Here is a 16554-nt window from a genome sequence, read left to right as displayed (position 1 = left end):
GCATCCGGCGCTCGCCCGATATGGTCGAATTCCAGCCAGGCCCCGCGGGCAAACACCTCGCGGTGCAGCCCGAAATCCTTTTCCTCCTGCGTGTGGATTGACAGGAACCGGCTCGCCGATCCGCCCTCCGCCTCAATGATGTCGAGCTGATCCAGCACCACCCGGCCCTTGATGGTATGCGAGCCGATCAGCGCCCCGGTCTGGGCCGAAGCCCGCGCCGCGGCCCGCAAGATCTTGGTCTCCATGGGCGTGATGCCATCATCGCCCGCACTTACCTTGATCCAGGCGGCAATGACGCCGGTATCATCCACGCCCTTGGTGAGATGCCCCAGCATCCAGCTTTCCAGCGCCGCCTCGCTGGCCTCGGCCACCCAACCCGGAATCCAGGGCTCGCGATAGTTTCCCGTCGGCACCACAATGGGAAAGCCGGTGGCTTTGGAAACCGCCAGGTCCAGATCCACCCTCAAACCGACCCCGCCGGTCGAGCATTCCACCAGCGCCGTCACGCCCTGCGCCTTGATCGCCTCGATCTCGGGCGCCATCAGCCGCACCACATCCTCGGCCTCCGCCTGGGCATAGCCCGGCTTGTCCGGCGTCCGCAGGTCCACGAAGACATGTTCATGCGGCAAGATCAGCCCCAGCTCATCCTTTCGCAACGGACCAAGCGTTGTGTGCAATAGCGTCATGTTGTACCTCCCGGGGGCTGAACCTTCCCACAGCCCCCTCGCCCCCGCAACAGGGCCTGGGCTATTCTGAACCGCGTGTGCGACCTTTCTGGTGCCTCCAGCGTTGTGACCATCCTTACCCGGAGCAGCCCATGACCATGCCGCAAATGCTCGCATTCCTGATTATTGCGGGCATGATGGTCGCCTTCATGCTGGGCCGCTGGCGCTACGATCTTGTCGCCGTCTGCGCCTTGCTCGTGGGCCTCCTGGTCGGGGTTGTTCCGTTCGAACGCGCCTTTGTCGGCTTTTCCAACGACATCGTCATCATCGTAGGTAGCGCGCTGGTGGTCAGCGCCGCCGTCGCCCGGTCGGGAATCATGGAAATCCTGATCCGCCGCTATGTGCCGCGCATGAGCAGCCCCCGCCTGCAGCTGATCGTGCTGGTCACCATCGTCACCGTGCTTTCCGCCTTCGTGAAGAATATCGGCGCCCTGGCCATCATGATGCCGATCGCCTTCCAGATGGCGCGGCGCTCCAGCGTCTCGCCCTCCATGTTCCTCATGCCCATGGCCTTCGGTTCGCTATTGGGCGGGCTGATGACGCAGATCGGCACCTCGCCCAACATCATCGTCTCCGGCGTGCGCCAGGAATTGACTGGCACTGCCTTCACCATGTTCGACTTCACCCCGGTAGGTGCCATCCTGGCCGCCGTCGGCGTCGTCTTCCTGGCCCTGTTCTACTGGCTCCTGCCCGAGCGCCGCCGCGAGGACAGCGGCATGGAAAAGGCCATCGAGATCAAGAACTACACCACCGAGGCCCATGTGCTGCCCGAGAGCTCGGCCATCGGCAAGACCGTGGGCGATCTGCAATCGGCCGCCGATGGCGCCGCCATGGTCACCGGCATCGTCAGCGCCTCCGGCCGCCGCCGCACCCCGCTACCTGACGCCACCCTCAAGGCCGGCGATATCCTGCTGATCGAGGGCGATCCGGAAGCTCTCGACAAGATGGTCAGCCAGACCGGCCTCTCCTTTGCCGAGCGCCGCGGCGTCGCCTCGCGCGATAGCGGCAATATCGGCGTCATCGAGGCCATTATCGGGGAAAGCTCGGGCCTGATCGGCGCCAGCGCCCAGGAGCTGACCCTTTTCGATCGCACCGGGCTCAACCTGCTCGCAATTGCCCGCCGCGACCAGCGCTTCACCAAGCGCCTGGGCGAAATCCGCTTCCAGAATGGCGATGTGATCCTGCTCCAGGGCCACCTCAAGCGCATTCCCGAACTGCTGCGCGAATGGGATATTCTGCCCCTCGTCGAGCGCGGCCTCAAGCTCGGCAGCGTCCGCAATGGCCTGGTACCGCTGGCCATCCTGCTCGTCGCCATGGCGTCCACCGCGTTCGGCCTCGTGCCGGTCGCCCCCGCCTTCTTTGCCGCAGCGGGCCTGATGATCCTCACCGGCGCCCTGCCCCTGCGCGATGTCTATAACCAGATTGATGGCCCCATTCTGGTCATGCTGGCCTGCCTGATCCCGGTGTCCGAAAGCCTGCAACTGACCGGCGGCACCGATCTTGTCGCCGCCTTCCTCACCGCCACCGCCTCAACCCTGCCCGGCTGGGGCGCCCTGGCGCTGATCATGGTCGCCGCCATGGCCGTCACACCCTTCCTCAACAATGCCGCTACCGTGCTGGTCATGGCCCCCATCGCCGCCGCCTTCGCCACCGGCCTCGGCTATCAGCCCGAAGCCTTCCTCATGGCCGTGGCCATCGGCGCCGGCTGCGACTTCCTCACCCCCATAGGCCACCAGTGCAACACCCTGGTCATGGCCCCCGGCGGCTACCGCTTCGGCGACTACTGGCGCCTCGGCGCCCCGCTGTCGCTGCTGGTGGTGCTGGTGGGTGTACCCGCTCTCATGCTGGTCTGGCCATTCTAGCCGGCGCCCCGGGCGCAGCGTCCCGGCAATCTCCCCCCACGACACTCCTCCCCCTCCTTCAGGGGGAGGTAGCGCCGCTAGGCCCATCGGGCCGTAGCAGAGCTAGGAGGGGTGACCCGCGAAACTCGCGAGGCAGTTTGGGTGCTGCAAACTAGGCCGCGTCTGGCCGCCGTCTTCAATGGGGTGGGTAGCGGAATGTCCACTTTTGAAAGAGAGCGACGGTTAGCAGCCTCGCGCAGGTCTTCAGGGCTGCAAATCGAAGCGCTCGACTCCCCCCACTTCGTTGAGTCTGACCTGGAAGGTAACCAATTCGCCGTCTACCTCGGATCTGCAAACCCCAACGAAATAGACATTGCTGCGCCGCTCGTCGGAGCCAGCCCTGCTCACCGCGCAGTCATCTGGTTTGATAGTCGGTAGATTTGTGTAGCTAGACCAATCCCGCAGATATTCTGCAGAGACAATCTGCTTCAACCTTTCCTCATCCGGGCTATATACTTCAACTGCAATGGCGAAGCCTATCCAAACGCCGAGCATCGCGATTGCCACCGAGCCAGCAATGACAATAAAAATCTTGTTCAACTTCCGACCACCAAGCAAATAATTCAAGAAGACTGGCTGCCTTTGTGGCTACACGCAACTCTCGCAAACGGCCGTAGCGGGGTCGAGAACAGTCTCGTCAACGCTGGAGTTCCGTCGGGTAATCAAGAGCCCGCTGAGTAATTGACTGGACTAATGGAATTGAAGGTCGCTCGTAGACGGCATCGTCAAATCCCGCCGTATCCAAGACGCGTTGGATCACGCCATTTGGGTCTTCTATCAATTCGTTAAAATGTTGATTGGAGATTATGGAGACCTTTAGGCCGACGATCTTGTCTTGAGGCGTTGAAGGTAGTGGAGGTAGATAGTGTAAGGTGCACAACCTCGTATCGCACTGCACGTAGGCGAGAATCTGACCACCGCTCCACACTAGAACCGTGTGGTGGATTGGCAGCGTACCTCCAAGCCCGCCGTTAAAACAGACCGCGGAATGCTCCGAAAACCCAGAGACGAGCGCCTCCTGCCCCAAGCGTTGAGAATCTGATCTAGCCCCAGACAATTCCTTGGCCAGCAGATCGAGATCGCATCCAGATTCAGTGTTGTTAGAGCTCAAAAATAAGGACCCAAGCAGCGTCGTGGGCAGCGTTCCGAGCACCGGCGGAAGGCCGTTCGGCGCCTCAAATCGGGGATGAACTCGATACACCGACACACCGAGCGGCCATGAACTGGCCGAATCCGTTTCATTTTCGGGAAATACTAGGCTGGCTGCGATCCAAGCGTTGAAGATTTCATCAGCACTCGTTCTCACCTGTCCGAGCGCATTTCCCACCTGACACACACCCATAACCAGGAAGATTATGATGATTCTTAATCCGGGCATGATCATCAGTGTAATGCGTGCCCCTGGCTGTCTTTAGCCAAGAGTGGCCGCTTTGGGGACATCACGCAACTAAAGGATGCGACCGAAACAGGGTCGACAGCTGACTCCCAGCTTTGCCCGGTTCTCCACACCCCACAGTGTCAGGCATGTCTCAGAACACCTGTCAGCTATCTATCAGGGCTGAACACCTGACCCAAGGGCTCTGCGCTTCAGGATGGCAGTATAGGCGGACTTGTTGGCGCTCGCGCAGTTCTACTGCGGGGCGTTCCCATATTGGCGTCACCAATAGCCTGCTCACCCTTGAAGCAGATCGCCAAGTAAAGAACCCTCGGGTCAAGCCCGAGGGTGACGCGCGGAGGGTGATGTAGCGACCGGTTTCAGGATCGGGGCTTGTCGGCGAGGGTGGCAAGAACGGCGTCGGTGGCCCCTTCCCCTCCCCTCGACCACCCTCGACGCCCCCCACCTATTTCCGCACGCGATAAAACGATTGCACCAGACCCGAAGGGAAGCTTTTCGTCCCCACATGCTCCAGTGCAACATCACCGGCGACTGGACCGAAGAGCGGCAGGCCTTCCCCGATCAGCACCGGAACCCGGCTGATGACCATGTCGTCGATGAGCCCGGCTCGCAGGAAGGACTGGATGACCGCGCCACCATCCAAATAGACGCCGCGCCATCCGCGCTCACCCGCCAACTTCATCGCGTCCGGAGGCGAAGCATTGATGATCTCCACCTTGCCGCGAAGCGCGTCCGGAATGTCGGTTTCCATCAGCCTTCGGCTGAGGACGAGGACAGGCCTGTCATAGGGCCATGGCTCGAAGCCCTTTACGGCCTCGAAGGTTCCGCGCCCCATGATGATCCCATCCACCCGGTCGATATGGGCAGCATATCCGTGATCCTCGCCAAGGCTCGAAAACCCGGTCAGCCAATCGATATCGCCGTCCCGCCTGGCAATGAAGCCGTCCAGACTTGTGCCGATGAATACATGTCCTGTGGGCATTCTCTGTCTCCGTTCTGGGCGTCATCGACCTACCCCGTCCCCCTGCCAAGGCGTGACAGCATCGCGGCCGAGAGCACCAGGCCCGAACGCGCCTTGCCTTTTTCGTCCACTCTGCCACCCTCACACTGTTGAGAGACTCAACTGCGAGGAGGGAAATATGGGTTTTGACGGCGTAGGTTGGCTTGCCGCCATCATTATCGGCGGCGTTGCCGGGTGGCTCGCCAGCATGTTCATGAAGACCGGCACGGGTCTTCTGATGAACATCATCCTGGGCATTGTCGGCGCCATCGTGGCCAGTCTGATCTTCGGGCTGCTGGGCATTTCGTTCGGCGGCTGGATCGGCTATCTCATTGCCGGGTTCATCGGCGCCTGCATCCTGATCGCCATCGTCCGGGCGGTCCGCAAATAGGCTGGATGCCGGCCCCGAACGGCGGGCCGGCACCCCTGCATCAAGCCAATGCCGGCCCTTGAGCCCGCGGCGGGACTGCCCTAAACCGTGGGTGTCCGGAGCACCCATGACCCACAGCACGCACACCATTCCACTGGCGAACCGCCCGCCGCTCATCCTCGGCCGGCGCGCTCTGGTCATGGGCATTCTCAATGTCACCCCCGACAGTTTTTCCGATGGCGGAACCCATAATGCGGTTGATGCGGCGCTCGCCCATGCCCGGCTGATGCTGGCCGAGGGCGCCGATATCATCGATATCGGCGGCGAGAGCACCCGCCCCGGCGCCGAACCGGTCGGCGTGCAGCAGGAGCTCGACCGCGTCATGCCGGTGATCGACGCCATGCGCGCCGCCGGCATCGACGTACCCATCTCCATCGACACCATGAAGCCGCTGGTTGCGCATCAGGCGCTCGAGGCCGGCGCCGACATCATCAACGACGTCAATGGCCTGCAGGGCGCACCCGAAATGGCCGAAATAGCCGCCATCATGGACGCACCCGTCATCGCCATGCACTGGGACCGGGCCTGGACCGCCGAGGCCGATCCCATGCCTGCCATGCAAGCCTACTTCCAGGCGACGCTCGACATCGCTACCAGGGCCGGCATCGACCCGGCCCGCCTAATTCTCGATCCCGGTTTCGGCTTCACCAAAACCCTGAATCAAAACTACAGCATCCTTCGGCAACTGCCTGAATTGACTCGAGAGTTCCCCGACAACGCCCTTCTCGTCGGCACCTCACGAAAATCCATGATCGGCAAAGTGCTCGACAATCAACCAGGCCAACGCCTCGCCGGCACCATCGCCACATCCGTCCAGGGTTATGAGCGGGGCGGCCACATTTTCCGCGTCCACGACGTCGCGCCCAATCGCGATGCCCTTCGCGTCGCCGAGGCAACGCTCTATGGCGTCGAGCCGCCCCGCAGGGCAAATCTCCCCGGTGGAGAGAATTGAGCTAAGAAGGCCATGAGAGCTATGCTCGATTAGCGGGCAATTTGAAAATCGCTGACTGTCACCCCGGCTTAGGCCGGGGCCCATCCTGAGATGTCCTGATCGGCCAGATGGCCAGCAATGGAACCACCAATGACCCCACCCTTCACCGGCGACCGCATCATCCTCAACGACCTCGGTTTCTACGGCTATCACGGCCTGTTCGAAGAGGAAGCCAGGCTCGGTCAGCGCTTCTTCATCGACCTGCAATGTGGCGTCGATCTCTCTGCACCCGGCAACTCGGACGAGATCGGCCATACCGTCTCCTATGCCGACATCTTCGACGTCGTCAAAGCCGCCTTCGAGGGCAAGCGCGCCAAGCTGGTAGAGGCGCTGGCGCAGAACATCGCGACGGCCCTGTTCGACGCCTTCGGGGAAATCGGCTGGATCATCATCCGCATCCGCAAGCCCGAGGCGCCCATCGCCATGGTGCGCGGCGAGGCGGCAATCGAACTCCATCGCGTGCGGCCCGCCTGATGGCCACCGCCTGGCTCTCCCTCGGCGCCAATATCGGCGATCCGGCTGCCCAGCTCATCGAAGCCATAAGACAGCTCGATGCCTATCCCGGCATTCGCGTGGTCGCGCAATCAACAATCATCCGCACCAAGGCCTGGGGCAAGACCGATCAGCCCGACTTCGCCAACATGGCCGCCACTGTCGAGACCGACCTGCTGCCGATCGACCTGCTGCATGCCTGTCTCGACATCGAGCGCGATATGGGCCGGGTGCGTCACGAGGTCTGGGGACCGCGTCTCATCGACATCGACCTGATCGCTTATGAACGGATCGAGATGGACACGGCCAAGCTGGCCCTGCCCCATCGGTTCGCCCATGAGCGTCCCTTCGTGCTGGAACCTCTCAGCGAGATCGCTCCGGAGGTTGCCGACTGGATCCGCGCCCGTCGTTCATAATGCGTTCATTTTGGGGGGCCTGGACCCTGTCCTGGCCAGCGCCTCTACCACCGAGACCGCCACGTCGAATTCCACCCGACGCTTGGCCCGACGCTCCGACGCTTCCTCATCCTCGCCCCAAAGCCGGATCTGGTGATCCTCGTCGACATGGGCCGCCAGCCACACCTCGTCCGCACTAACCAATTGATGTAGAAGCGCAATTGCCAGAAGTCCGGAGCCGGTCAGACCGGTGATCGACACCAGCGCGGTCAGGCTCAGGAGCCCCTGCCCCTCCAGCGCCGCATCCAGCTTCTCAAGAGTGCTAACCGATTGCGGCTGATGGATAATTCCGATCGTGGGCTGAAAGGCCACATCGAATTTGCGCGCCAGCTTGACCAGCGCGGCATCCCACACGCGCTCCTGCTCGGCAACCAATTCCTGAGGAGAATCAGCACGATAGAGCAAGAGATCGTTGCCCGCGAACTTGCCGATCTCGGCGCGGAACGCCGGTACCATCTCCTCGCCGCTCTCCACCGCCGAATTGATCAGCCGCGTCATCGGCATGGTGGCGGGATCGATGAACTCGCCCTGGCCAGCCCACTCCGCAGCCATGGATTGTGCAAGGCTAAGTGCGGGTAAAACAACAGGAATTTTCCTTCCTGGCGTCCGTAGCGATCGTCCATCAAGGGTAATGACATAGCCATCTTCGCCGCGGGCGACATCGACTTGGCTATAAAACCGTTTGGGCAGTTCAACCTGGTTCAGATGCTGGGCCCGGCCATAGCCGTCATCGCGATGCTTGTGCGCCTCTTCGAGTTGATCCCGCATGTCAGGTCTCCATGATAGTGTCGATGGCCGCCACCAGCTCGGCATAGCTGTCGATCAAGATGTCCGCGCCCGCTCCGAGCAATTCATTGGAATGGTGGTAACCCCATGTAACGCCGATGGTTTTTGTTCCTGCTGCCTTGCCCATCTCCATGTCGAAGGTGGTATCGCCGATGATCACGGTTTGGTGCTTCTCCACCCCGATCTCGCACATGGCCCGCAGCATCATGCCCGGATGCGGCTTGGAGGGGTTGTGGTCAGGCGTCTGCAGGGTCGAGAAATGACCGGCAATGCCGTGCAGCTGCGTCAGGCGCAGGACACCGTTGAGGCCTTTGCCCGTAGCAATCCCCAACATGGTCTCCGGCTGCGATCGAAGCTCGTCCAGCGCGTCGCGTGCGCCCGGAAACAGCCCCTCGCGCCCCTCCGCCGCCACCAGCGAGGCGCGGTAGTGCCCCCGATAGGCCTCGGCAAGCCTATCCGCCAGCTGCGCATCGCCAGAGCCCAGCAATTGCAGCATTGCCTGCGGCAGAGAAAGTCCGATGATCCGCCGTACCTGCGCCGGGCTGGGCACATCCAATCCCGCCTCGGCAAAGGTCGTCGCCATGTGCTCGGCAATCAACGCCTGCGTGTCGATCAGCGTGCCATCCATGTCGAACATGACGAGTTTCAAGCGCCCTCCTCCGGGTCGGTTTTCTGGGCGTCATAGCGGTCGGGATCGAACCCCAGCGCTTCGAAGCTCTGGCGCATATGTGGCGGCAAGGGCGCAGATATGTCTATCTTCTTGCCATTGCGCAGCGGCAGCACGATGCGCCGGGCATGCAGATGCAGCCCTTCGCCCAACCCGGGCGCCGGCTGCCAGTTCTCGATGTTGAAATAGCGCGGATCGTCAATGATCGGCGTACCGAGTTGGGCCATGTGCACGCGCAACTGGTGGGTGCGACCGGTCACCGGCTTCAGCGTGACCCAGGCAAACCGGCGACTCGCCGTGTCCGTAGTCGAATAGTAGCTTGATGAGTGCACCGCACCCGGCGCGCCATTGCGAACCACTACCATCTGTTCGCCGTCGGTAGTCTGCTGCTTGGCCAGGAAGCAGGAAATCTCCCCTTGCCGCGGGGTCGGGTTGCCCGCCACCACCGCCCAATAGATCTTGCGGGCCGAGCGCGAGCGGAAGACGGAGCCGAAATGCTTGGCGGCGGCCGCGGTCTTGGCGACGACCAGACAGCCCGATGTGTCCCGGTCCAGGCGATGCACCAGGCGCGGCGCCTCACCCTGCTTGTTCGGCAGGTTCTTGAGCAGGCCATCCATGTGCCGGACAGTGCCGCTGCCGCCCTGTACGGCCAGGCCATGCGGCTTGTTGAATACGTAGAGATCGTCGTCCTCATAAAGGATCAGATCCTTGAGAAAACGCACCTCTTGCTCATTAACCTTGAAGGGGCGCACCGTATCGGGATCGTCTATGGGCGGAATGCGCACGACCTGCCCTTCCGAAATGCGGGTGCTGGTCTGTACCTTTGCCTTGTCGACGCGCACTTCGCCATTGCGGATGAGCTTCTGCAACCGGCCAAAGCCCAGTTGCGGGAAGTGCCGGGCAAACCAGCGGTCCAGGCGCATGCCGTCGTCGTCTGCACTGACTTCTCGATGTTGAACGCCGCTCATGCCATGCCGCCTCTGCTGATCAGGAGCCCGAGATATAGACCCAGGAGGCAAACCACAACCGACAAGCCTATATAGAGCAGCGCCTGCGCCAGTGCGCCGCGCTCGATGAGGTAGATGGTGTCGAGCGAGAAGGATGAAAAGGTGGTGAAGCCGCCCAGTACGCCGATGGCGGCAAAAAGCCTGATCTCATTGGAGATTGTGGGTGTCATGCGCGCAAGTACCCCGATCAGGATACCCATCAGGCACGACCCCAAGACGTTGGCGAGAAGCGTCGCGAGCGGAAAGCTGTTCGCCCAGAAACGGCCGACCAGGATCGACAGACCATAGCGAGACACGGCCCCGATCGCACCACCTGCCCCCACGAGCAAGAATGCCTGCATGGTCTATTCCCCTGATTTTTCGTTCTTTTTTGACGCACGCAAACGGCCGAAATAGTCCATGCGCTTGCGCAAGTCGCGCTCAAATCCGCGCTCGACCGGGTGATAGAATTCCTGCCGTCCGATTTTTTCCGGGAAGTACTCCTGTCCTGAAAAGGCTTCGGGCGTGTCATGGTCATATATGTAGCCATCACCATAGCCCTGACCCTTCATCATCTTGGTCGGGGCATTGAGAATGACCATTGGCGGCATGGGCGAACCCGTTGTTTTCGCGACTGAAACTGCGGCCTTGTAGGCAGTATAGACGGCGTTGGACTTGGGAGCGAGGGCTAGGTAGACGACCACCTGGGCCAAGGACAGCTCGCCCTCGGGGCTTCCCAGCATCTGGTAGGCGTCGCGCCCCGCAATTGCCAGCTGCAGGGCCTGGGGATCGGCCAGCCCGATGTCCTCGGACGCCATGCGTATTAGGCGTCTAGCGAGGAAGAGCGGATCCTCGCCTGCGTCCAGCATGCGCGCGAAATAGTAAAGCGCGGCATCGGGGTCTGACCCACGAATGGTCTTGTGCAGCGCCGAAATCAGATTGTAGTGCCCATCCTGAGCCTTGTCGTAGATCGGTGCGCGACGCTGCACCACTGCTAGCAGACTGCTGGCATCGAGTGTCTCATTTGCGGCCGAAGAGGCAAGAATCTCCTCAACGAGGCCCAGAAGCGCGCGGCCATCGCCGTCCGCCAACCCGAGCAGTGTCCCGCGCGCTTCATCGGTCAGGGGAAGCTGTGAGCCCAAAAGGCTTTCGGCGCGCTGCAACAATTTTTCCAGATCATCTGCGCCCAAGGACTCGAACCGCAGTACCTGGCTCCGCGACAGCAGCGCCGCATTGAGCTCGAAGGAGGGATTTTCGGTGGTGGCGCCAACCAGCACCACTGTGCCATCCTCCATCACCGGCAGGAAACTATCCTGCTGGGCGCGATTGAAGCGATGAATTTCGTCGACAAAGAGCAGCGTGCGGTGGCCCGAGAGCCGCTCGAAGCGAGCCTTCTCGAAAACCTTCTTGAGATCGGCGACCCCCGAAAAGATCGCTGATATCTGCTCGAAGCGATAGCCGATCTGGTCGGCAAGAAGGCGCGCAACAGTGGTTTTGCCGGTGCCGGGTGGTCCCCAGAGGATAAGCGATCCCAGACGGCCAGAGGCCAGCATGCGCCGTAGCGTGCCGCCGTCGCCCAGAAGGTGGCGCTGCCCGATCACCTCATCGAGGGAACGGGGCCGCAATTGGTCGGCAAGCGGGCGGGCGTTGTCGGTTTCTGTAGGATCGGCGGCAAAGAGGTCGGACATGATCCTTCCCTAGCAGACCCGGATGCGTCGCGCATCATCCTGAGACGATCGCCCTGCTGACACGTCCGTCGCGCTGTAGGATGATCTGCCAGGTACGGACCCGCTGAGACGCGATCTGCGCGAAAGTTGGTGCGTCGGCGATCTCTATGTCATTGAGAGCCAGGATCACGTCATCGACCTGCAGCCCCATGGCTTCCGCAGGAGAGCCCGCTTCGACCGAAGTGACCAGGACACCCGTGGCCTCATAGGGTAGCCCCTGCTGTTCTGCCAGGGCTGGGTCGAGCTGGCGTACCGAAACTCCCGAGAACCGTGAATTGGCCTTGATCGTAGCCAGGGCGCTTGCAGGAGGTTCGGGGGCCGCCTCTACCGATAGCGCAACCGAGGCGGTGGCCCCGCCACGCAGACGCTCCAAATGCGTCTCCGAACCAAGCGCGCGCGTCGCCAGGCGGAAATTGAAGGCGCTGGGGTCGTCGACACGCACGCCGTCGATGGACAGCACGACGTCGCCGGACTGAAATCCTGCGCGTTCGGCCGGTCCGCCTGGCGCCACTTCCGTGATCATTGCACCATGCGGGGCCTGCATACCCAGGCTCGAGGCGATGTCCGCGCTGACGGTCTGCATTTTGGCGCCAAACCAGGGGCGCACGATCTCCCCGCCGGAAACGCCGGCCTCCGCCACCAGTCGGGCCATGTTTGCGGGGATAGCGAAGCCGATGCCAACCGATCCACCGGTCTGGGAATAGATTGCGGTGTTGATGCCCACCAGGCGACCGGCCATATCCACGAGCGCGCCGCCAGAATTGCCTGGATTAATCGCGGCGTCGGTCTGGATGAAGAACTCATAGTCCGAAGCCTCCACGCCCGTTCTGGCGAGGGCCGAAACAATGCCGCTGGTCACCGTTTGCCCAACACCGAAAGGGTTGCCAATGGCAAGGACGAGATCGCCGACCAGCAAATCGTCGCTATCGGCAAAGGGGATCGCAGGAAACTGCCCGGCGTCCGTACTCTTGACCCGGAGCACCGCCAGATCCGTCTGTTCGTCCTCAATCACTATTTCAACCGCGAACTCGCGACCATCGCTGAGCGCAATGCGGACATCGGTGGCGCCCTCGATCACATGACGATTGGTGAGGATGACGCCGCCCGCGTCGACGATCACCCCCGAGCCGAGTGACCGCGATTCACGCGGCCGGCTACGGAAGTACTGATCCCCGAAAAATCGCGAGAAAAAAGGGTCATTGGCGAAGGGCGACATCGTCTGCTGCTCGATGCGCGTGGCGTAGACGTTGACCACCGATGGTGAAACCGCCTGAACGATCGGCGCAAAACTCAGGCTTATCTGTGCATCGCTCTGCGGTATCGCGCGTTGCACATTTGGAGCGCCACCCGGCCCGTCTTGCGCAAGAACGGGCGGCGTTCCGTTCCACGGTGACAACGCGACCGTACCCGCACCCGCGACTAACACCAGAGCGATGCACGAAAACACCAACGAACGCAGAGACATAGCCAATCCTTCGGACTCTATTTGTGAACCGAACCGCAAACGGTAGACCTGGCGAGGAAAACGCTCCGAATCTGTCACGAAAATGACGTTCGAACATAGTTGGCTCCAACCTCAAATAATCGTTTGCGCCAAGGGGCACACAGCCCTATATGCAGCGCTCAATTTCTCCCACCTCCAGCCCCCGAAAGGCCTGTTGTCCAATGACCGACGAGCCGAAGACCATTCATGCCACCACATCGGCATTGATTGCTGCTGAAGCACCTGACTTTCCGTCCTTCCTGTTCTCGGAGAAGGAATTTCACAGGGCGATCAAGGTCTTCAAAAAGGGCTTTGATGGTCTGCTAACCTATGCGGTCAAGTGCAACCCCTCTCCGCACATTATCTCGCAGTTGCATGCTGAGGGGCTCAAGGCATTCGACGTCGCCTCCAACACCGAGATGGAACTGGTGCGCGATTACGCCCCTGGCGCGGTGATGCACTACAACAACCCGATCAAGAACAAGCGTGAGATCGCCCGCGCCTATGAAGAATTCGGCGTGCGCTCGTTCACTATCGACCACCCCCAGCAGCTCGACCAGCTGGCTTCTGTAGTTTCGCCCAGCCGCGACGTCGAGGTGACCACGCGCTTCAAGGCCGGCAAGGCGCTCAAGTCCTATGATTTCGGTATCAAGTTCGGAGTCATGGAGCAGGCTGCGGCCGAGATCGTCACCGCCGTCGAAAAGATGGGCTATACCCCCAGCCTGTGTTTCCACGTTGGCTCGCAGTGTGAAGATGCCTATGCCTATGAGCGGCACATCGCGGCCGCTGCCCGCATTGTCGAGGAAGCCGGCATCGAATTGAAGCGCCTCAATATAGGCGGTGGCTATCCGGCTCCCTACCCGACAAGCGAAGCGCCGCCGATGGACTACTATTTCGAAACCATCGCCAAGGCGGTATCCGAGCACTTCCCCAACAAGGCGCCAGAACTCATCATCGAGCCTGGTCGCGCACTAGTGACCTCTTCAACCTCACTTCTGCTGCGCGTCAAGCATCAGCGCGGCGGCCAGGCCGTCTACGTCAATGACGGCGCCTATGGCGCGCTGATGGAAGTCAAGTTTATGCACTTCACCCCGCCGGTGCGCGTCTGGCGCGGCCCGCGCTTGCATGACAACAATGGCGAATTCTCCGAGTTCACCCTGTGGGGCCCCACCTGCGACAGCTATGACGTGCTGCCCCAGGTTTTCACGCTACCCGCCGATATCGACGAGGACGACTGGATCGAGTTCGGACTTATGGGCGCTTACACCCAGGCCTCGCTGACCCCCTTCAACGGCTTCGACCGCCGCGACCAGTATTGGGTGGAAAGCATTTATACCGGCAAGGATATGGCGCCGGCCGAGTAAACTCCGCCGATCACTACGAAGCCGCCCCACCCATCGGGGCGGCTTCGACGTCTTTGGAGACGCCGATGTCCGCCGTTCATCCACTGCGCAGCCTGGGACAGCGAATAGTTATTCTCGGCCCCTCCAACGCAGGCAAGTCAACGCTGGCCGCAGCCCTGGGCCGAAAGCTTGGCATTGAGGTGATCCATCTCGACCAGCTTCACCACCAGCCCAACACCAACTGGGTTCCTCGCCCACGCGAGGAATTTGTTACGCTGCAACGCTTGGCGATGCAGGGCGACGCCTGGGTCATGGACGGCAATTACAGCGGCTTGTTTGAGGAGCGTCTGGCGCGCGCCACCGGTGCCATTGTTCTGGACGATGGCCACTGGCAGCGGACCGGGCGCTATCTGCGTCGCACTATGTTTGAACGGCAACGCATCGGCAATCTGGAAGGCAACAAGGACAGTCTCAAATGGTCCATGCTGCATTGGGTGTTCGTCGCTTCAAGACCTAACGGCGCACGTTACCGGCAGATCATCAAGTCGAGTGGTCTGCCGTATGTGTTCTGCCGATCACTGCGTCAAGTGAGAGAGCTCTATGTGGCGTGGGACCTGAGCAGGCCGCGTCGCGACCACTGACCGATCCCTGGAACGAAAAAGGCGGCCCGCAACATCATCCCGGACCGCCTTAACTCAATGTATTGCCGAGAGGACTTATGCCGCTTCGGCTTCGTCGTCCTGGGTGAAGACCGGACCGGAATCCTGGCCCTTAGCATCGACGTCGCGATCGACAAACTCGATGACGGCCAACGGGGCATTGTCGCCATAGCGGAAGCCGGCCTTGAGGATACGCAGGTAACCGCCCTGGCGTTCCTTGTAGCGCGGACCGAGCACGGCAAAGAGCTTGGCAACCATGGCTTCATCGCGGATCTGCGCGATGGCCTGGCGGCGGGCATGCAGGTCGCCGCGCTTGCCCAGGGTGATGAGCTTCTCGACGATCGGACGCAGGTCCTTGGCCTTGGGAAGCGTGGTGACGATCTGTTCGTGCTTGATCAGTGCGGCGGACATGTTGGCAAACATCGCCTTGCGGTGCGATGCGGTACGGCTGAACTTGCGGCCTCGGGAAGCGTGGCGCATGGGTTATCTCCTAAAGTCTGGTCAGCGCCGGATCAGTAATGATCTTCGTAGCGCTTGGCGAGGTCATCGATATTCTCGGGCGGCCAGTTGTTGACGTCCATTCCGAGATGAAGCCCCATCTGTGCCAGGACTTCCTTGATTTCGTTGAGTGACTTGCGGCCGAAATTCGGGGTCCGCAGCATCTCGGCTTCCGTCTTCTGGATAAGGTCGCCGATATAGACGATATTGTCGTTCTTGAGGCAGTTGGCCGAGCGGACCGACAGCTCGAGCTCGTCGACCTTCTTGAGCAGCGCCGGGTTGAAGGCGAGTTCCGGAACAGCGTCCTGGGCCTTCTCCTTGGTGGGCTCTTCGAAGTTGACGAAGACCGACAGCTGATCCTGCAGGATGCGAGCGGCATAAGCCACCGCGTCTTCAGGCGAGATCGCGCCATTGGTTTCGACCGACAGGGTCAGCTTGTCCTTGTCGAGGCTTTCGCCGGCACGGGTCGCATCAACCTTGTAGCTCACGCGGCGAACCGGCGAGAACAGCGCATCGACCGGGATGTAACCGATCGGGGCGTCCTCGGGACGGTTCTTGTCGGCCGGGACATAGCCCTTGCCGGTATCGACGGTGAACTCGATATTGATCTCGGCGCCGTCATCGAGATGGCAAATCACCAACTCGGGATTAAGCACTTCGATGTCGCCGGAGACCTTGATGTCGCCAGCAGTGACGGCACCGGGGCCCTGACGCGAGAGGGTCAGGCGCTTGGGGCCTTCGCCACCCATCTTCAGGGCGATTTCCTTGACGTTGAGAACGAGATCGGTGATGTCCTCGCGCACACCGGGCAGCGAGGAGAATTCGTGCAGGATGCCGTCAATCTGGATCGCGGTCACTGCCGCGCCCTGAAGCGACGACAGCAGCACGCGACGCAGGGCATTGCCCAGGGTAAGCCCGTATCCGCGCTCAAGCGGCTCGGCAACAACCGAGGCCACGCGCGCGTTGTCGCTGCCCGAAACAATGTCCAGCTTGGTCGGCTTGATCAGTTCCTGCC

19 protein-coding genes are annotated in these 16554 nt (G+C 61.5%); 7 read left to right on the top strand and 12 right to left on the bottom strand.

Annotated elements, in window-relative coordinates; genetic code table 11:
• Positions 1–686 (bottom strand): esterase (locus QZ564_RS16675; protein WP_297112383.1); only part of this gene is annotated, 686 nt, incomplete at its 3' end.
• A 131-nt stretch (positions 687–817) separates the two neighbouring features.
• Here QZ564_RS16675 and QZ564_RS16670 point away from each other — a divergent pair.
• Positions 818–2587, top strand: coding sequence for an SLC13 family permease (locus QZ564_RS16670; RefSeq protein ID WP_297112381.1), 1770 nt, complete (start codon positions 818–820; stop codon positions 2585–2587).
• 243 nt (positions 2588–2830) lie between these two features.
• Here the strand turns inward: QZ564_RS16670 and QZ564_RS16665 are convergent, their stop codons facing one another.
• From QZ564_RS16665 to QZ564_RS16655, 3 genes are all read right to left on the bottom strand, one after another.
• Complete coding sequence (locus QZ564_RS16665) at positions 2831–3166, bottom strand: hypothetical protein (RefSeq protein ID WP_297112379.1); 336 nt, start codon at positions 3164–3166, stop codon at positions 2831–2833.
• 97 nt (positions 3167–3263) lie between these two features.
• The gene (locus tag QZ564_RS16660; RefSeq protein ID WP_297112377.1) at positions 3264–4010 is read right to left on the bottom strand and encodes a hypothetical protein; all 747 of its coding nucleotides are present in this window, start codon (positions 4008–4010) and stop codon (positions 3264–3266) included.
• A gap of 457 nt (positions 4011–4467) precedes the next feature.
• The gene (locus tag QZ564_RS16655) at positions 4468–5004 is read right to left on the bottom strand and encodes a dihydrofolate reductase family protein (RefSeq protein WP_297112375.1); all 537 of its coding nucleotides are present in this window, start codon (positions 5002–5004) and stop codon (positions 4468–4470) included.
• A 157-nt stretch (positions 5005–5161) separates the two neighbouring features.
• Here QZ564_RS16655 and QZ564_RS16650 point away from each other — a divergent pair, with 157 nt between their 5' ends.
• The 4 genes from QZ564_RS16650 to folK all read left to right on the top strand — a co-directional run bounded on the left by QZ564_RS16650 (position 5162) and on the right by folK (position 7351).
• Complete coding sequence (locus QZ564_RS16650) at positions 5162–5413, top strand: GlsB/YeaQ/YmgE family stress response membrane protein (RefSeq protein WP_297112373.1); 252 nt, start codon at positions 5162–5164, stop codon at positions 5411–5413.
• Between the two features lie 106 nt (positions 5414–5519).
• Positions 5520–6404 carry a dihydropteroate synthase gene (folP, locus tag QZ564_RS16645; RefSeq protein ID WP_297112371.1) on the top strand — a complete coding sequence of 295 codons (885 nt, stop codon included), beginning with the start codon at positions 5520–5522 and terminating at the stop codon, positions 6402–6404.
• Between the two features lie 129 nt (positions 6405–6533).
• Positions 6534–6917: a dihydroneopterin aldolase gene (gene folB, locus QZ564_RS16640; RefSeq protein WP_297112369.1), complete on the top strand. Its 384-nt coding sequence runs from the start codon at positions 6534–6536 to the stop codon at positions 6915–6917.
• Complete coding sequence (gene folK / locus QZ564_RS16635; protein WP_297112367.1) at positions 6917–7351, top strand: 2-amino-4-hydroxy-6-hydroxymethyldihydropteridine diphosphokinase; 435 nt, start codon at positions 6917–6919, stop codon at positions 7349–7351. Before folB ends, folK begins: the two co-directional genes overlap by 1 nt.
• Here folK and QZ564_RS16630 read toward each other — a convergent pair.
• From QZ564_RS16630 to QZ564_RS16605, 6 genes are read right to left on the bottom strand one after another with little or no spacing between them, the layout of a single operon-like run.
• Positions 7346–8158 carry an ATP12 family protein gene (locus QZ564_RS16630; protein ID WP_297112365.1) on the bottom strand — a complete coding sequence of 271 codons (813 nt, stop codon included), beginning with the start codon at positions 8156–8158 and terminating at the stop codon, positions 7346–7348. The genes folK and QZ564_RS16630 overlap by 6 nt on opposite strands.
• Position 8159: 1 nt before the next feature.
• Complete coding sequence (locus tag QZ564_RS16625; RefSeq protein WP_297112363.1) at positions 8160–8825, bottom strand: HAD-IA family hydrolase; 666 nt, start codon at positions 8823–8825, stop codon at positions 8160–8162.
• Complete coding sequence (locus QZ564_RS16620; RefSeq protein WP_297112361.1) at positions 8822–9811, bottom strand: RluA family pseudouridine synthase; 990 nt, start codon at positions 9809–9811, stop codon at positions 8822–8824. Before QZ564_RS16620 ends, QZ564_RS16625 begins: the two co-directional genes overlap by 4 nt.
• Positions 9808–10191: a fluoride efflux transporter CrcB gene (crcB, locus tag QZ564_RS16615; RefSeq protein ID WP_297112359.1), complete on the bottom strand. Its 384-nt coding sequence runs from the start codon at positions 10189–10191 to the stop codon at positions 9808–9810. Before crcB ends, QZ564_RS16620 begins: the two co-directional genes overlap by 4 nt.
• Positions 10192–10194: 3 nt before the next feature.
• Complete coding sequence (locus tag QZ564_RS16610; protein WP_297112356.1) at positions 10195–11517, bottom strand: replication-associated recombination protein A; 1323 nt, start codon at positions 11515–11517, stop codon at positions 10195–10197.
• Between the two features lie 34 nt (positions 11518–11551).
• Entirely contained in the window at positions 11552–12889 is a 1338-nt protein-coding gene (locus QZ564_RS16605; protein ID WP_297112354.1) for a Do family serine endopeptidase, read from the bottom strand.
• A 332-nt stretch (positions 12890–13221) separates the two neighbouring features.
• Between QZ564_RS16605 and QZ564_RS16600 the strand changes: the two genes are divergently transcribed.
• Together QZ564_RS16600 and QZ564_RS16595 are read left to right on the top strand one after the other, a co-directional pair.
• Entirely contained in the window at positions 13222–14403 is a 1182-nt protein-coding gene (locus QZ564_RS16600) for a type III PLP-dependent enzyme (RefSeq protein WP_297112352.1), read from the top strand.
• Positions 14404–14468: 65 nt separating this feature from the next.
• Complete coding sequence (locus QZ564_RS16595) at positions 14469–15023, top strand: AAA family ATPase (protein ID WP_297112350.1); 555 nt, start codon at positions 14469–14471, stop codon at positions 15021–15023.
• Positions 15024–15098: 75 nt separating this feature from the next.
• On the opposite strand, the gene rplQ is transcribed toward QZ564_RS16595, so the two are convergent.
• Together rplQ and QZ564_RS16585 are read right to left on the bottom strand one after the other, a co-directional pair.
• Entirely contained in the window at positions 15099–15521 is a 423-nt protein-coding gene (rplQ, locus tag QZ564_RS16590) for a 50S ribosomal protein L17 (RefSeq protein ID WP_220307200.1), read from the bottom strand.
• Between the two features lie 32 nt (positions 15522–15553).
• Positions 15554–16554 (bottom strand): DNA-directed RNA polymerase subunit alpha (locus QZ564_RS16585; RefSeq protein WP_297112347.1); only part of this gene is annotated, 1001 nt, incomplete at its 5' end.

Origin of the sequence: uncultured Devosia sp., from assembly GCF_913055165.1 — a bacterium.
Classification (GTDB): domain Bacteria; phylum Pseudomonadota; class Alphaproteobacteria; order Rhizobiales; family Devosiaceae; genus Devosia.
Note: the sequence above shows the minus strand (reverse complement) of the source record. Positions and strands in the feature narration are given on the sequence as shown.

Excerpts from the sequence above, each read along its gene's own strand:
- crcB (WP_297112359.1), bottom strand. The coding sequence starts at position 10,191 with ATGCAGGCATTCTTGCTCGTGGGGGCAGGTGGTGCGATCGGGGCCGTG.
- QZ564_RS16650 (WP_297112373.1), top strand. The coding sequence starts at position 5,162 with ATGGGTTTTGACGGCGTAGGTTGGCTTGCCGCCATCATTATCGGCGGC.
- QZ564_RS16600 (WP_297112352.1), top strand. The coding sequence starts at position 13,222 with ATGACCGACGAGCCGAAGACCATTCATGCCACCACATCGGCATTGATT.
- QZ564_RS16655 (WP_297112375.1), bottom strand. The coding sequence starts at position 5,004 with ATGCCCACAGGACATGTATTCATCGGCACAAGTCTGGACGGCTTCATT.
- rplQ (WP_220307200.1), bottom strand. The coding sequence starts at position 15,521 with ATGCGCCACGCTTCCCGAGGCCGCAAGTTCAGCCGTACCGCATCGCAC.
- QZ564_RS16595 (WP_297112350.1), top strand. The coding sequence starts at position 14,469 with ATGTCCGCCGTTCATCCACTGCGCAGCCTGGGACAGCGAATAGTTATT.
- QZ564_RS16670 (WP_297112381.1), top strand. The coding sequence starts at position 818 with ATGACCATGCCGCAAATGCTCGCATTCCTGATTATTGCGGGCATGATG.
- folK (WP_297112367.1), top strand. The coding sequence starts at position 6,917 with ATGGCCACCGCCTGGCTCTCCCTCGGCGCCAATATCGGCGATCCGGCT.
- folP (WP_297112371.1), top strand. The coding sequence starts at position 5,520 with ATGACCCACAGCACGCACACCATTCCACTGGCGAACCGCCCGCCGCTC.
- QZ564_RS16660 (WP_297112377.1), bottom strand. The coding sequence starts at position 4,010 with ATGATCATGCCCGGATTAAGAATCATCATAATCTTCCTGGTTATGGGT.
- QZ564_RS16620 (WP_297112361.1), bottom strand. The coding sequence starts at position 9,811 with ATGAGCGGCGTTCAACATCGAGAAGTCAGTGCAGACGACGACGGCATG.
- QZ564_RS16630 (WP_297112365.1), bottom strand. The coding sequence starts at position 8,158 with ATGCGGGATCAACTCGAAGAGGCGCACAAGCATCGCGATGACGGCTAT.
- folB (WP_297112369.1), top strand. The coding sequence starts at position 6,534 with ATGACCCCACCCTTCACCGGCGACCGCATCATCCTCAACGACCTCGGT.
- QZ564_RS16610 (WP_297112356.1), bottom strand. The coding sequence starts at position 11,517 with ATGTCCGACCTCTTTGCCGCCGATCCTACAGAAACCGACAACGCCCGC.